10 protein-coding genes are annotated in these 14,574 nt (G+C 67.9%); 8 read left to right on the top strand and 2 right to left on the bottom strand.

What is annotated here, in order from left to right; translation table 11 throughout:
• Nucleotides 1–153: 153 nt before the first annotated feature.
• A complete protein-coding gene (locus AZSP09_RS05580) occupies nt 154–3,033 on the bottom strand; it encodes a bifunctional diguanylate cyclase/phosphodiesterase (protein ID WP_197739059.1) in 2,880 nt (959 codons plus the stop codon).
• Between the two features lie 201 nt (nt 3,034–3,234).
• Between AZSP09_RS05580 and AZSP09_RS05575 the strand changes: the two genes are divergently transcribed.
• Genes AZSP09_RS05575 through moaE form a run of 6 tightly spaced genes read left to right on the top strand, consistent with a single transcriptional unit; the run spans nt 3,235 to nt 9,072 of the window.
• Complete coding sequence (locus AZSP09_RS05575) at nt 3,235–5,187, top strand: ATP-dependent DNA helicase (protein ID WP_152089415.1); 1,953 nt, start codon at nt 3,235–3,237, stop codon at nt 5,185–5,187.
• 4 nt (nt 5,188–5,191) lie between these two features.
• Nucleotides 5,192–6,544 (top strand): hypothetical protein, encoded by a 1,353-nt coding sequence (locus tag AZSP09_RS05570; protein ID WP_152089414.1) that lies wholly within the window; start codon nt 5,192–5,194, stop codon nt 6,542–6,544.
• Nucleotides 6,544–7,065, top strand: coding sequence for a molybdopterin-guanine dinucleotide biosynthesis protein B (gene mobB / locus AZSP09_RS05565; RefSeq protein WP_152089413.1), 522 nt, complete (start codon nt 6,544–6,546; stop codon nt 7,063–7,065). The genes AZSP09_RS05570 and mobB overlap by 1 nt, the downstream gene beginning before the upstream one ends.
• Nucleotides 7,066–7,095: 30 nt before the next feature.
• Entirely contained in the window at nt 7,096–8,322 is a 1,227-nt protein-coding gene (locus tag AZSP09_RS05560) for a molybdopterin molybdotransferase MoeA (protein ID WP_172974702.1), read from the top strand.
• A gap of 9 nt (nt 8,323–8,331) precedes the next feature.
• Nucleotides 8,332–8,583, top strand: a complete 252-nt coding sequence (moaD, locus tag AZSP09_RS05555) for a molybdopterin converting factor subunit 1 (RefSeq protein ID WP_014237213.1) — start codon at nt 8,332–8,334, stop codon at nt 8,581–8,583.
• Between the two features lie 27 nt (nt 8,584–8,610).
• Nucleotides 8,611–9,072, top strand: coding sequence for a molybdopterin synthase catalytic subunit MoaE (gene moaE / locus AZSP09_RS05550; RefSeq protein WP_152089412.1), 462 nt, complete (start codon nt 8,611–8,613; stop codon nt 9,070–9,072).
• Nucleotides 9,073–9,331: 259 nt separating this feature from the next.
• On the opposite strand, the gene AZSP09_RS05545 is transcribed toward moaE, so the two are convergent.
• Nucleotides 9,332–10,972: a methyl-accepting chemotaxis protein gene (locus AZSP09_RS05545; protein ID WP_152089411.1), complete on the bottom strand. Its 1,641-nt coding sequence runs from the start codon at nt 10,970–10,972 to the stop codon at nt 9,332–9,334.
• A 580-nt stretch (nt 10,973–11,552) separates the two neighbouring features.
• Between AZSP09_RS05545 and AZSP09_RS05540 the strand changes: the two genes are divergently transcribed.
• Complete coding sequence (locus AZSP09_RS05540) at nt 11,553–13,919, top strand: PAS domain-containing sensor histidine kinase (RefSeq protein WP_172974701.1); 2,367 nt, start codon at nt 11,553–11,555, stop codon at nt 13,917–13,919.
• Nucleotides 13,900–14,547 (top strand): response regulator, encoded by a 648-nt coding sequence (locus AZSP09_RS05535; protein WP_014237218.1) that lies wholly within the window; start codon nt 13,900–13,902, stop codon nt 14,545–14,547. Before AZSP09_RS05540 ends, AZSP09_RS05535 begins: the two co-directional genes overlap by 20 nt.
• Nucleotides 14,548–14,574 lie beyond the last annotated feature (27 nt).

The raw sequence follows: 14,574 nt of genomic DNA, 5'->3' as shown, positions 1-14,574 counted from the left end.
TGGGGCTTTGATTTCGTCCATGGCGGGACGTCGCGGAAAGCGGCGCGCCACCAACGACCTGCCTGAAACCAAGAAGGGACGGGCGTTTCCGGCATGGGGCGGCGCCCAGGTCCGTCCTGCCTGCCTCCCGGGGCAGGTGCCGCTGCGGCGTCCTCAGCCGTTCGCGGGCGTGGCGCTGCCGTGGCGGCCCAGGAGGGCGGTGATCTCGTCCGCCGGCATGGGCCGGGCCCGGAGGAAACCCTGCATCTGGGCGCAGCCCCGCTCGGCGAGGAAGGACCATTGCTGTTCCGTCTCCACCCCTTCGGCCAGGGTTTCCAGGCCCAGGTCCCGGGCCATGCCGATGATGGCGGTGGTGATGGCGGCGTCGTCAGCGTCCTGGGGCAGGTCGCGGATGAAGGAGCGGTCGATCTTCAGCTTGTCCAGGGAGAAGCGCTTCAGGTAGGCCAGGCTGGAATAGCCGGTGCCGAAGTCGTCCAGGGCCAGGCGGATGCCCATGGCCTTGAGCTGGGCCAGGGTCTGGGTGTGGCGCTCGCCGTCTTCCATGAGCATGGATTCGGTCAGCTCCAGTTCCAGCCAACAGGGCGACAGGCCGCTGGCGGCCAGGGCTTCTTGCACCAGGGCAGCCAGGTTGGCCTGGCGGAACTGCACGGCGGAAATGTTCACCGCCACCACCAGGGGCGGCAGGCCCGCGTCCTGCCAGGCCTGGGCCTGGCGGCAGGCTTCCCGCAGCACCCACTGGCCGATGGGCAGGATCAGGCCCGTCTCCTCCGCCACCGGGATGAAGCGGTCCGGCGGGATCAGGCCCTGCTCCGGCTGCCGCCAGCGCAGCAGGGCCTCGCAGCCCACCAGGGTGCCGCTGTGCAGGTCGTACTGGGGTTGGTAGTGCAGGGCCAGCTCCTGGCGCGCCAGGGCCTGGCGCAGGTTGTTTTCCAGCAGCAGCCGCTGGGACACCCGGGCGTTCATGGCCGCGGTGAAGTACTGGTAGTTGTTGCGCCCGCTTTCCTTGGCCACGTACATGGCGGCGTCGGCGTTCTTCAGCAGGGTGTCGCCGTCCTCGCCATCCTCGGGGAAGACGGCGATACCGATGCTGGGCGTCACCGCCAGTTCGTAGTCGTCGATGGCCAGGGGCGTGGCCAGGGTGTGCAGCAGCTTTTCCGCCACGCTGGCGGCCTGGGCCGGGCTTTCCAGCTGGGGCAGCAGCAGCACGAATTCGTCGCCGCCCAGGCGGCTCACCGTGTCGCTGGCCCGCACCGCCGTCAGCAGCCGCTCGCCCACCTGGCACAGCACCTGGTCGCCGACGGTGTGGCCGAGGGAGTCGTTGATGTTCTTGAAGCGGTCCAGGTCGAGGAAGAGCAGGGCCAGGCAGCTGCCGGCCCGTCGCGCGGCGGCGATGGCCTGGCCCAGGCGGTCCTGCAGCAGCACCCGGTTGGGCAGGTTGGTGAGGGCGTCGTACTCCGCCAGGTGGCGCACCTGGGCCTCGGCCGCCTTGCGCTCGGTGATGTCGGAGAAGGCGGCGATGTAGTGGCTGGCCTGGCCGCCCTCGTCCCGCACGCTGCTGATGTTGAGCCACTCGGGGAAGAAGGAGCCGTCCTTGCGCCGGTTCCAGATCTCGCCGGCCCAGGCGCCGGTGTCCCGCAGCTGGTGCCACATCTGGCGGTAGAAGTCGGCATCGTGGCGGCCGGAGGAGAAGATGGCCGGGTTCTGCCCCACCACCTCTTCCGGCCGGTAGCCGGTGATGCGGGTGAAGGCCTGGTTCACGGTGATGATGCGGTTGTCGCCGTCGGTAATGACCATGCCCTCGTTGCCGCTCTCGAACACCTGGGCCGCCAGCTTCAGTTCCCGGGCGTTCTCCAGCAATTGGGCATTGCGGCTGTCCAGGTCCTCCCGGTACTGGCGGAAGAGGCGGGCCAGCCAGCCGGAGAAGAAGAAGGAGAAGAGCAGGGTGGCGCCGGCGGCGACGGCCAGCACCAGGGCCGTGGTGCTGATGTGCTGGCGCACCCCCGATTCCAGGGAGCTGCGGCGGCGCGCCAGGTCTTCCTGCAGGTCGTCCAGGTAGACCCCGGCGATCAGCACCCAGCCCCAGGATTCCACCGGCCGCACCACGGAGAGCTTGGGCGACAGCCTGCCGGTGGCCGGGTTGATCCAGTCGTAGCGGATGGGGCCGCCGCCCTGCCGCGCCAGGTCGAGAATGCGGCCGATGGTGCGCTGTTCGTCGCTGCCCCCCAGGCTGTCCAGGCGGCGCCCTTCGATGCCCGGGTTGGCGGGGGTGATGAGGATGTTGCCGTTCTCGTGCAGCACCGCCAGGTAGCCGTCGTGGGCGAAGCGCACCGAACGCAGGCGTTCCAGGGCCTCCCGCTGCAGGTCCGCCTCCATCTGGTAGAGGTAGTCGCCGGCGCCGATGAGCCAGCCGAAGGGCTCGAAGCGGCGCACGTAGGCGATCTTGTCGGCCATTTCCTTCTCGTTGCCGGGGGCGTACCAGCGGTAGCGGGAATAGCCGTCGCCCCGGGTACCCGCCTCGATCAGGCCGCGCATGATGTAGTGGCCGCTGTCGTCCCGGTTGTCGAGCAGGGAGCTGCCTTCCCGGCCCGGGGCCGTGGGCAGCAGGACGCAGTTGCCGGCCAGGTCGTCGATGAAGAAATAGCCCCGGCCGTCGAAGAAACGCAAGGGGCGCAGGGCCTCCACCACTAGGCGGCGGATTTCCTTTTCCGGGCGCTTGCCCTTTTCCTGGGCATAGATGGCCTCGGCTAGGCGCAGGGCCTGGTCCACCTGGACCTTGAGGCTGGTCTTGAGCACCGATTCGGTACGGGAGCGGACGAACTCCAGGTAGTTGCGCTTGGAATCCACCTCGGCCTCCAGCAGGGATTGCTGCTGGGCCAGGGTTTCCGCCTCCAGGGCCGCCAGGCTGGCCTCGAAATCCCGCTCGTGCTGCAGGGTGAAGTGGATGCCCAGGCCCAGGGTGAATACCAGGACCAGGGTCAGCATGCCGATGAGCTGCAGGCGGGGGAGGGATTTTTCGTTGATGACCAGAGACACGGGGAACGGCGGCGGAATTTCGAGCGCGAATATTACTATAGTTATATGCAGCAGTCGTGGGGAAACCCGGACGGCGCCGGCCTCCGGCGCTCCGCCCGGCAGCCCGGGGAGCAAGGCCGGCGCCGGGTGCGGCCCTGCGGCCGGCGCAGGCGGCGGGCCGGCTTTCTGGTAGCATTGGCACCCTGTTTCGGTCCCGCCTCCATGCTCGCCTCTCCCCATCTTGTCGCTGATACCGCCGCCGTTTTCGAGCCGGACGGCCCCCTGTCCGCCAACATCCCCGGCTACCGCACCCGCAGCCAGCAGGTGGAGATGGCCGAGAAGATCGCCGCCGCCATCGCCGACAACCGCATGCTGGTGGCCGAGGCCGGCACCGGCACCGGCAAGACCTACGCCTACCTGGTGCCGGCCCTGCTTTCCGGCGGCAAGGTGATCGTCTCCACCGGCACCAAGACCCTGCAGGATCAGCTCTTCAACAAGGACATCCCCACCGTCCGCGCCGCCCTCAAAGCCCCGGTCAAGGTGGCCCTGCTCAAGGGCCGGGCCAACTACGTCTGCCCCTACCATCTGGACCGCTCCCTGCTCGACGGCCGCTTCCAGAACCGGGAGGACGTGGCCTACATCCAGAAGATCGCCCGCTTCGCCAAGGAAACCCGCAGCGGCGACAAGGCCGAGTGCCTGGACGTGCCGGAAAACGCCACGGCCTGGATCATGGCCACCTCCACCCGGGAGAACTGCCTGGGCCAGGAGTGCCCCCACCACAAGGAATGCTTCGTCCTGCAGGCGCGCAAGGAAGCCCTCTCGGCGGACGTGGTGGTGGTGAACCACCACCTTTTCTTCGCCGACGTCATGCTCAAGGACGAAGGCATGGCCGAACTGCTGCCGGCCTGCAACGCGGTGATCTTCGACGAGGCCCACCAGCTGCCGGAAACCGCCAGCCTCTTCTTCGGCGACAGCTTCTCCACCTCCCAGGTCCTGGACCTGGCCCGGGACGCCCGCAGCGAGGGCCTGGCCAACGCCCGGGACTGCCTCGACCTGCAGGAGGCCACCCGCATCGTGGACAAGGCCGCCAAGGACCTGCGCCTCACCGTCGCCGTGGAGCCGGCCCGCTACGCGTGGAGCCAGCTCGAAGGCAACGCCCAGTTCCTCGACGGACTCAGCAATCTGGAAAAGGAACTGGAGCTGCTCAACGCCATCCTGGAAAACCAGGCCGAGCGCAGCGAGGGCCTGGAGAACTGCTGGCGGCGCAATGGCGAACTGCTGCAGCGCCTCGTCCAGTGGCGCCAGGAGCAGCCCGGGGTGGTGCGCTGGGGCGAGGCCTTCAACCATTCCCTGCAGCTCAACGCCACCCCCCTGGATGTGGCCCGCCTCTTCCGCAAGCAGCTGGACGGCCATCCCCGGGCCTGGATATTCACCTCCGCCACCCTGGCGGTGCAGGCCGACTTCTCCCACTACTGCAACGAGCTGGGCCTGTGGGACGCCGAATCGGCCCGCTGGGAAAGCCCCTTCGACTACGGCCAGCAGGCCGTGCTCTACGCCCCCCGGGACATTCCCGATCCCAACCTGCCCGGCTTCACCGAAGCCGTGGTGGAGGCCGCCTGGCCCGCCCTCAAGGCCTGCGGCGGCGGCGCCTTCTTCCTGTGCACCTCGCTCAGGGCCATGCGCCGCACCCACGAACTGCTGGCCGCCAAGCTGGAGGACGAGGGCCTGGAAATGCCCCTGCTGCTCCAGGGCGAAGGCAGCAAGACCGAGCTGCTGGAACGCTTCCGCCGCCTCGGCAACGCCGTCCTGGTGGGCAGTCAGAGCTTCTGGGAAGGCGTGGACGTGCGCGGCGAGGCCCTTTCCCTGGTGGTCATCGACAAGCTGCCCTTCGCCCCGCCGGACGACCCGGTGCTCAAAGCCCGGGTGGAACAGATGGAAAAGGAAGGCCGCAGCGCCTTCATGGAATACCAGCTGCCCCGGGCCGTGATCAACGTCAAGCAGGGCGCCGGCCGCCTCATCCGCGACGAGACGGACCGGGGCGTGCTGATGATCTGCGACCCCCGGCTCATCACCAAACCCTACGGCAAGCGCGTCTGGCGCAGCCTGCCGCCCATGAAGCGGACCCGGGATTTGATCGAAGTCCTGGATTTCTATGCCGCCCTCCAGCCCAATTGACCCTATGATGGCCGCCATCCTGCCTCCCGTTCCCCGCCTCGACGAGCTTTCCCCGGATTGCCGGGAGGCCGCCGCCCACCTTAACCGGGACTGCGCCTGCCTGGCCCTGGACCACGCCGCCCTGGAGGCCCAGCTGGAAGGGGAGGGGGGCAACGGCGATTTCTACCGGGCGCTGCGCGAGAGCCGGCCCCACCTCTTTTCCGACACCATGGTCTTCGTCGGCGAGGCCCACCTGGAAGCCATGGCCGAGCTGGCCGCGGCGGTGGACGAGGTGGCGCGCCTGCCGGCCTACCAGGCAGCGGTGCTGGCCTGGGCACCCCAGAGCGCCCGCTTCGCCCCGCCCAACGCCGGCGTCTTCCTCGGCTACGACTTCCACCTCACCGTGGACGGCCCCCGCCTCATCGAGATCAACACCAACGCCGGCGGCGGCCTGCTCAACGCCAAGCTGGCCCGGGCCCAGCGCGCCTGCTGCGCCACCGTCAGCCACTTCCTGCCGGAGGCCGGCGGGGTGGAAGCCGCCTTCCTCGCCATGTTCCGCGAGGAATGGCGCCTGGCCCGGGGCGACGCGCCCCTGTGCCGCATCGCCATCGTCGATACGGCGCCGGCGGAGCAGTACCTGGCCCCCGAATTCGAACTGTTCCGCCGTCTCTTCGAAGCCGCCGGCATCTCCGCCGTGGTGGCCGACCCCGGCGAATTCACCTATCGGGACGGTGTGCTGTGGCACGGCGGCCAGCCGGTGGACCTGGTCTATAACCGCCTCACCGACTTCGCCCTGGAAGAGCCGGCCAGCGCGCCGTTGCAAGAGGCCTACCTGGCCGGTGCCTCCGTGGTCACGCCCCATCCCCGGGCTCACGCCCTCTTTGCCGACAAGCGCAACCTGGTGCTGCTCTCCGACCCGCAGCGGCTGGCCGAGTTGGGCGTGCCCGAGACTTGCCGCCGCATCTTCGCCGCCACCATTCCCCCCACCCGCCTGGTGCGGGCGGCGGAGGGGGAACAGTGGTGGAGCCAGCGCAAGCAGTGGTTCTTCAAGCCCGCCGCCGGTTTTGGCAGCCGCGCCGCCTACCGGGGCGACAAGCTGACCAAGCGGGTGTTCGAGGAAATCCTCGCCGCCGGCCAGGACGACGGCACCGCCTACGTGGCCCAGGCCCTGGTGCCGCCCTCGGAGCGCCGCGTCTTCTCCGGCCCCGCCGCCGGTGACAGCCACGCCCACCTGAAGCTGGACATCCGCGCCTACGCCTACCAGGGCCAGGTGCAGCTGGCCGCAGCCCGCCTCTACCAGGGCCAGACCACCAATTTCCGCACCGCCGGCGGCGGTTTTGCCGCCGTCTTCGCCGTGCCCTGCCGGGAGGAAAAGTGATGGCGGAGGAAGTGCGTCCCCCTCGGGTTTTCGGCTTCACCGGCACCAGCGGCTCCGGCAAGACCACCCTGGTGGAGCAGGTCATTCCCCGGCTCATCGCCCGGGGCTGGAAAGTCTCCCTGATCAAGCACGCCCACCACGGTTTCGACCTGGACACCCCGGGCAAGGATTCCTACCGCCACCGGCAGGCCGGTTGCGGCGAGGTGATGGTCACCTGCGGCAGCCGCTGGGCCCTCATGCACGAACTGCGGGAAGAGGCGGAGCCGACCCTGGCCCAACACCTGGCCCGCTTCGCCCCCTGCGACCTGGTGCTGGTGGAAGGCTTCAAGCAGGAGGCGATACCGAAAATCGAGGTGTATCGGGCCGCCAACGGCAAGGCGCCCCTGTATCCTGAAAATCCCCACATCGTCGCCGTGGCCACCGACAGCCCGGTGCACACCGCATTGCCGGTGCTCGACGTGAACGATGCGGAAGCGGTGGCTGCTTTCGTCATGGACTATTTCAAGCACCCACAGCGATGATGCAAAGCCAATACACCAAGGATGACGCCCATGCTCAGTTTTGAAGACGCCCTGGCCCAGTTGCTGGCCGCTGCCAAGCCCGTCAGCGAAGTGCGCTGGCTGCCCACCCAGGCCGCCGCCGGCCGGGTGCTGGCCCAGGACCTGACCTCCACGGTCAATGTGCCGCCCCTGGATAACTCCGCCATGGACGGCTACGCCGTGCGCGCCGCCGACATTCCCGTGCCCGGCACCGTGCTGCCGGTCTCGCAACGCATTCCCGCCGGTTCCGTCGGCACCACCCTGGAACCGGGCACCGCCGCCCGCATCTTCACCGGCGCCCCGGTGCCTCCCGGCGCCGACGCCGTCATCATGCAGGAACGCTGCGAGCATGCCGGCGAAGGCCGGGTCAATTTCCAGCACGTACCCAAGGCCGGGGAGAACATCCGCCGGGCCGGGGAAGACGTGGCCAAGGACGCCCGCATCCTCGCCGCCGGCACCCGTCTGGGTCCGGCCCAGCTGGCCTTCGCCGCCTCCGTCGGCCTGGCCGAAGTACCCGTGTATCGCCGCCTGCGGGTGGCCACCTTCTTCACCGGCGACGAGCTGGTGATGCCGGGCCAGCCCCTGCCGGCAGGGGCCATCTACAACTCCAACCGCTACGCCATCGTCGCCCTGCTGGAACGCCTGGGTTGCGAAGTGAAAGACCTGGGCCAGGTGCCCGACAGCCTGGAAGCCACCCGGGCCGCCCTGCGCGAAGCCGCTGACGCCGCCGATCTGGTGGTGACCTGCGGCGGCGTCTCCGTGGGCGAGGAAGATCACGTCAAGCCCGCGGTGGAAGCCGAAGGCAGCCTCAACCTGTGGAGCATCGCCATCAAGCCGGGCAAGCCCCTGGCCTTCGGCGAAGTGCGCCGCAGCGAAGGCGAAAGCGCGGGGCAGGGCAGCGCCGCCTTCATCGGCCTGCCGGGCAATCCGGTCTCCGCCTTCGTCACCTTCCTCATGCTGGTGCGGCCCTTCATCCTGCGCAGCCAGGGCGCTACCGAGGTGGCCCCCCGGGCCTACTCCCTCCCGGCTGCCGGCGAGTGGAAGAAGGCCGACAAACGCCGGGAATTCCTCCGTGCCAGCCTCACCGCCGAAGGCAGCGTGGCCCTCTACCGCCACCAGGGCGCCGGGGTCATGGCCTCCCTGGTGGAAGCCACGGGCCTCATCGACAATCCTCCGGGGCAGGTGATCCAGGCCGGCGACACCGTGCGCTTCCTCTCCTTCTCCGAACTCCTGGGCTAAGGTTCCATCATGATCAAGGTGCTCTATTTCGCCGGCCTGCGGGAAGCCCTGGGCACGGCCGCCGAGGAAGTCTCGCCGCCCCTCGACCTGCTCGACGTGGGCGCCCTGCGGGCCCACCTGGCGGCCCGGGGCGGCGACTGGGAAAAACTGCTGACCACCAAGAACCTGCGCTTCGCGGTGAACCAGGACATGGCCCGGGCCGACACCCCGGTGCACGACGGCGACGAAGTGGCCTTCTTCCCGCCGGTCACCGGCGGCTGATGCGGCTGATTCCCTGAAGGAGCGAACATGAGCGTCCGCGTGCAGCAAGAGGATTTCGACCTGTCCGCCGAAGTGGCGGCCCTGCGCGCCGGCCAGCCCGGCGTCGGTGCCGTGGCCGCCTTCGTCGGCCTGGTGCGGGACATGAACGAGGGCAGCGGCGTTTCCGAGATGGCCCTGGAGCACTACCCGGGCATGACGGAAAAGGCCCTGGAGGCCATCGTCGCCGAAGCCAGGACGCGCTGGGACATCCTCGGCGCCCGCATCATCCACCGGGTCGGCACCCTGCAGCCCTGCGACCAGATCGTCCTGGTGGTGGTGAGCAGCGCCCACCGGGGCGAGGCCTTCGCTGCCTGCGAGTTCATCATGGACTACCTGAAGACCCGGGCCCCTTTCTGGAAGCGGGAAGTGACCCCCGCCGGCGCCCGCTGGGTGGACGCCCGGGAAACGGACGACTCCGCCGCCGCCCGCTGGGAGAAGGGCGGCAAATAAGCCACTCCAGGAGACAGGCAGGACGCCGCTCTCCGGCATGCCATGCCCAGGATGCCCGTCCCTTCTGCCTTTCCAGGTAAGAGACTTTTCAGATGCCGCCGTCAGGCGGCTTTTTCATGGGGGATTGCCGGCCGCCGGCCGACGCCGGACGACCATGGCGGGTACGGGGTGCGGTGGTGCTTCAGTCATTGGGAGTCTTTGGCCTGCCCCATGAAAAAGGCCGCCCGCAGGCGGCCTTGGCGTGGTCGGCGGTGACGCCTCAGTGGGTCTTGAAGCGGCTCACCGAGCCGTGCAGTTCCAGGGACAGTTCCTGCAGGTGGCGCGCCGCCTCGGCAGTGTGGGCGATGGCGTTGGCGCTGTCCTCGGACATGCGGGCGATGCGCTCGATGCTCTGGGCCATGTCGCTGGAAGTGGTGCTCTGTTCCTTGATGGAATTGGTGATGTCGTTCACCACCTGGGTCACCCGCTGGGCGCCGTCCCGGATGTTGTTGATGGATTCGCCGGCCTCGTTGGCCAGTTCCACCCCCTTGTCCACCTGATTCACGCCCAGTTCCATGCTGGCCACGGCGTTGCGGGTGCCCGCCTGGATCTTGCTGATGGTGTCGGCGATTTCCTGGGTGGACAGGCTGGTGCGTTCGGCCAGCTTGCGCACCTCGTCGGCCACCACGGCAAAGCCCCGGCCCTGTTCCCCGGCCCGGGCGGCCTCGATGGCGGCGTTCAAGGCCAGCAGGTTGGTCTGGTCGGCGATTTCCTTGATGGTGTTGACGATGGAGGTGATCTGGTCGGACTGGCGGCCCAGCTCTTCGATGATGGAGGAGGAGGCCTGCACCGCTTCGGCGATCTGGCGCATTTCCTGGGCGGCGTTGTGGATGACCACGGTGCCCTGCTGGGAATAGTCGCCGGACTGGGTGCTGATGGCGTGGGCTTCCCGGGCGTTTTCCGCCACCTGGTCGATGCTCACGGTCATCTCCTGCATGGCGGCGGCCATGGAGGCGGCGGATTCGCTCTGCTCCCGGGCCGAACCGGTGACTTCCTCGGAGGCCCGCATCAGCTGGGCGGCAGCGGTGGACAGCTGTTCGGCGCCGCCGACGATGCTGCCGATCATGCTGCGCAGGGTTTCCTGCATTTCCTTCATGCTGGCGATGAGGCTGGTGGAATCGCCGGCCTCGGTGCGGATGTCCACCGTCAGGTCGCCGGCGGCGATGCGCTTGGTGATGACCGTGGCCTCGTGGGGTTCGCCGCCCAGGATGCGCAGCAGACTGCGCCGCACCAGGAACAGGGAGACGCTGATGAGGCCGCCGATGGCCAGGCCCCAGACGAGGAACTTGATGGCTTCCTGCTTGAAGATGGCGTTCACGTCGTCGGTGTAGATGCCGCTGCCGATGACCCAGCCCCAGGGCTCATAGCCCTTGACGTAGGAAATCTTCGGCACCGGGTCCTCGAAGCCGGGCTTGGGCCACAGGTAATCGACGAAACCGGCGCCCTTGTTCTTCACCGTCTGGTTGAATTCCACGAACAGCAGCTTGCCGGCCTTGTCCTTCAGCTGGTCCAGCTTCTTGCCGTCCATTTCCGGCTTGATGGGGTGCATCACCATCAGGTCGTTGAGGTCGTTGATCCAGAAATACTCGATCTTGTCGTAGCGCAGGTCCTTGATGGCGGCGATGGCGGCCTGCTGGGCTTCTTCCTTGCTCAGCTTGCCCGCCTGGACCTGCTTGTCGTAGTGGGCCACCAGACCGTGGGCCACTTCCACCAGGTTGCGCACCTTTTCCTGGCGATCCTGCATGAGCAGGGATTTTTCCGTGGCCAGCACCACGGCGAACAGCACCACCAGGCTCAGGACCGTGATGCCGGTGAGCCAGAGGAACTTGGTACGAATGGAAACGGGTTTTCCGGTAGTCATGGTGTCTTCCTCCACAGGCGCCGGACGGCATGCCTGCTCGTTATTTTTTTAAGGCAGAGCAAATCTGCTGCGGAGATTCTAGCCGAAACTGGGCCCGTCCCGACAAACGCCGCTGTCCGGAAACGACGATTAGGCGCCTGTCCTACGCCGATGTTCTAAAAACAGGATGCCGTGGGAATAGGGGCGCGAAAGCTGGGGATGTAGTGAAAAGCGCCATATACAATAACGATTTTCGCTACACACAAATGAATCGGCTCCTGATAGGTGGGCCAGGTCCGGCGCCCTAAAATGGTGAGTTTGGTCGGTAGGTCCAGGGCCGATGCTGCCTCGACGTTCTGCCTCAATCCGGTCCGGATGGGTTGCAGTGTACGGATGGAAGCTCCTGTGGTCCCCAGCAAGGCGTGGGGGAGGGGAACAGGACGTAGCGCAATACATCGTTTGTTCACAACAAGAATACACCGGCCTTTTTCTGGGCTCAGTTCCATTGCCGCCGAATCTCAGCCTATCTCCGGGAGGAGCGGTCGGGGCGGTCGGCAAGGGGGGCGCCATTAGCGACTAGGACATGCTGGAGGAAGGAATCATGGGAGGAATCTGGCCGGACTTCCTGACTGCGCTGATTCTGGTCGGCATCGGGTGGTCCTGCAGCCTGCTGCTGCTCGACCGGGAAACCATTCCCCGCCTGCTGTCCTCCCTCAACCTGGGGCGGCTGCTACATCTCTCCCTCGAATCCTCGGACCTGGGCATCTGGTGCTACGAGCATCAGCAGGACCGCATCTTCCTCGACGGCCGCGCCAGTCTGCTGCTGGGCCTGCCGACCCGGGCGGCGCGCCTGGCCGAATTCCTCGAATGCGTGGTGCCGGAGGATCGGGAACGCATCCGCCGCATCTGGCTGCAGCCGCCGCCGACGGCGGCGCCGGGAACCGTGGAATTCCGTGTTGGCGACGCGCACCGGGGCCTGCGCCACCTCTCCCTCTCCTCGGGTCTGCCCGGCCGCGGCGGCAAGCGCCGGCGCCGGAGCGGGGCCATGGCCATGGGCACCCTGCAGGATGTGACCGAACGCAAGAAGGTGGAGATCGCCCTGCGTGAGAGCGAGGCCCGCTTCTCCACCATCTTCCGCACCTGCCCGGCGGGCATCGCCCTCTGCCGGGTGGCCGACGGTTCCCTGCTCGACGTCAATCCCGCCTTTCTCCACATCTATGGCCTGGAGCGGCAGGAAGTCATCGGCATGACTTCCTTCGCCCTGCATCTGTGGGGCTCCCCCCTGCAGCGGGAAGTGGCCCTGGCCTCCATCCTCATCGACGGACGGGGCTACCAGAGCGAACGTTCCATCCGCCGCCCGGACGGCCAGGTGCGCCACCTGATGATCTCGGTGGACCTGGTCTTTCTCGACAGCGAGCGCTACCTGCAGTGGACCCTGCTGGACGTGACGGAGAACCGGCGCAGCCAGGCTCTGGCCAGCCGCAACGAGATTCTCACCAACGCCATCATGAATTCCCTCGACGTGGCCGTGGCGGTGCTGGACCGGGAGGGCAACATCCTGCGCACCAACCGCAAATGGTCCGAGTTCGCCCTCGGCAACGGCGCCGGCGAGGAGTTGGCGGCAGGGGTGGGGCTCAACTATTTCGAGGTCTGCCGCCGCTCCTTTCCCGAGGCTTCGGCGACGGAAGCCCTGGCCAGCATGCAGGCGGTGCTGGAGGAAAGGCTGCCGGTGGCCAGCATCGAGTATCCCTGCCATGGTCCTGCCGGCGAGCGCTGGTATCTGCTGCAGGCGACGCCCCTGGGTTCGGGCCTGCAGGGCCTGGTCACCATCCACATGGACATCACCGCCCGGCGCCAGGCGGAAGAGGGCCTGCGGCAGCGCCTCATGCTGCAGGACAAGCTGGCCCGGGTGGCGGCCTCGGTGCCCGGAGTCATCTATTCGATCAAGCTGCGGCCCGACGGCACTTTCTGCATTCCCTACGCCATGCAGGGCTCGGTGGACATCTTCGGCCTGCGGCCGGAGGACCTGACGGAGGACCTGGGGCCGGTCCTCAGCCGCATCCACGGCGCCGACCAGGAACGGGTGCTGGCGGTGGTGCTGGAGTCGGCCCGGACCATGGCCCCCTGGCACTGCGAGTTCCGCGTGCATCATCCCCAGGGGGGCGTGCGCTGGGTGGAGAGCAAGGCGGTGCCGCGGCTGGAGGACGACGGTTGCGTCATCTGGCACGGCTACATCCACGACGTCAGCGCCCGCAAGCAGGCCGACGCCGAACTGATGCGCTCCCGGGACCAGCTGCGGGCCCTCAACGAAGGCCTGCAGCGGGTGCGGGAGGAGGAGCGTTCCCGCATCTCCCTGGAAATCCACGACCAGCTGGGGCAGAGCCTGACCGTGCTGAAGCTGGAGATGGCCTGGCTGCGGGCCCGCCTGCTGGGCGGACAGGCGGAGGAAAAGACCCGGCTGCAGGAGGTCGGCCGCCTCATCGACGACACCCTGCGCGCCGTGCGCACCATTTCCTGGGATTTGCGCCCCGGCATCCTCGACACCCTGGGCCTGGGAGCCGGCGTCGAGTGGCTGGTGGACGATTTCCGCCGCCGCCTGGGCATCCGCTGCAACGTGGTGGTGCCCCGGGAGCGCCTGGAGCTGCCGGATGTCCTGGCCACCCATCTGTTCCGCATCTGCCAGGAACTGCTGACCAATGTGGCGCGCCATGCCCAGGCCAACCGCATCGATGTGAGCCTGGGCCTGGCTGACGGCCGGGTCCTGCTGGAGGTGCGGGACAACGGCAGGGGGATGCCGATGCTGCCCGCCCACGGCCATTCCCTGGGCTTGCTGGGCATCAAGGAGCGGGCGGCCCAATGCGGTGGCGAGGTGCACATCGCCACCCGCCCGGAAATCGAGGGCACCCGGGTGCGGGTTCTCGTTCCACTCATAACAAGGGAGACGGATATTGGAAATATTGGTCATTGACGACCATCCCGTCGTCAGCCGGGGCATCAGCCAGATCCTCGACCAGGAACACGACATGCGAGTGGCGGCCCAGGCCGGCACCATCGACGAGGCCCTGCTGCTGCTGCGACAGCGCAGCTTCGACGTGCTGGTGCTGGATGTGAACCTGCCGGGCCGCAACGGCCTGGAGGCCCTGCCGGAAATCCACCGCATCGCGCCGGCCATGCCCATTCTCATTTTCAGCATCCACTCGGAGGAGCACCTGGCCATGCGCGCCCTGAAGAACGGTGCCAGCGGCTTTCTCAACAAGGAAAACGCACCGGAGGAACTGGTGCGGGCAGTGCGCAAGCTGGCCGCCGGCGGCACCTACGTCAGCGCCCGCCTGGCGGAGTGGCTGGCCCTGGAGGTGAGCGGCCGGCGCCAGTGCCTGCCCCACGAGAACCTCTCCGACCGGGAGTACCAGGTGATGTGCCTGCTGGCGGCGGGGCGCTCCGTCTCCCAGATCGCCGAAACCCTGCACCGCAGCCCCAATACCATCAGCACCTACCGGGCCCGCATCCTGGCCAAGATGGGCATCCGCAACAATGCCGAACTGACCCTCTACGCCATCAACAACCGCCTCATCGCCAGCCCGCCGGCCCCCTTCTAGGGCCATTCCGTACGGCTCGAGCTTTCC

Source organism: Azospira sp. I09 (assembly GCF_009177135.1).
In the GTDB taxonomy this organism is placed as follows: domain Bacteria; phylum Pseudomonadota; class Gammaproteobacteria; order Burkholderiales; family Rhodocyclaceae; genus Azospira; species Azospira oryzae.
The sequence above is the reverse complement of the archived record's forward strand: the minus strand, read 5'-3'. Positions and strand labels throughout refer to the sequence as shown.

Bases quoted from the DNA above. Each gene is read 5' to 3' on its own strand.
- AZSP09_RS05575 (WP_152089415.1), top strand. From the start codon at position 3,235: ATGCTCGCCTCTCCCCATCTTGTCGCTGATACCGCCGCCGTTTTCGAG.
- AZSP09_RS05570 (WP_152089414.1), top strand. From the start codon at position 5,192: ATGATGGCCGCCATCCTGCCTCCCGTTCCCCGCCTCGACGAGCTTTCC.
- mobB (WP_152089413.1), top strand. From the start codon at position 6,544: ATGGCGGAGGAAGTGCGTCCCCCTCGGGTTTTCGGCTTCACCGGCACC.
- AZSP09_RS05560 (WP_172974702.1), top strand. From the start codon at position 7,096: ATGCTCAGTTTTGAAGACGCCCTGGCCCAGTTGCTGGCCGCTGCCAAG.
- moaD (WP_014237213.1), top strand. From the start codon at position 8,332: ATGATCAAGGTGCTCTATTTCGCCGGCCTGCGGGAAGCCCTGGGCACG.
- moaE (WP_152089412.1), top strand. From the start codon at position 8,611: ATGAGCGTCCGCGTGCAGCAAGAGGATTTCGACCTGTCCGCCGAAGTG.
- AZSP09_RS05545 (WP_152089411.1), bottom strand. From the start codon at position 10,972: ATGACTACCGGAAAACCCGTTTCCATTCGTACCAAGTTCCTCTGGCTC.
- AZSP09_RS05540 (WP_172974701.1), top strand. From the start codon at position 11,553: ATGGGAGGAATCTGGCCGGACTTCCTGACTGCGCTGATTCTGGTCGGC.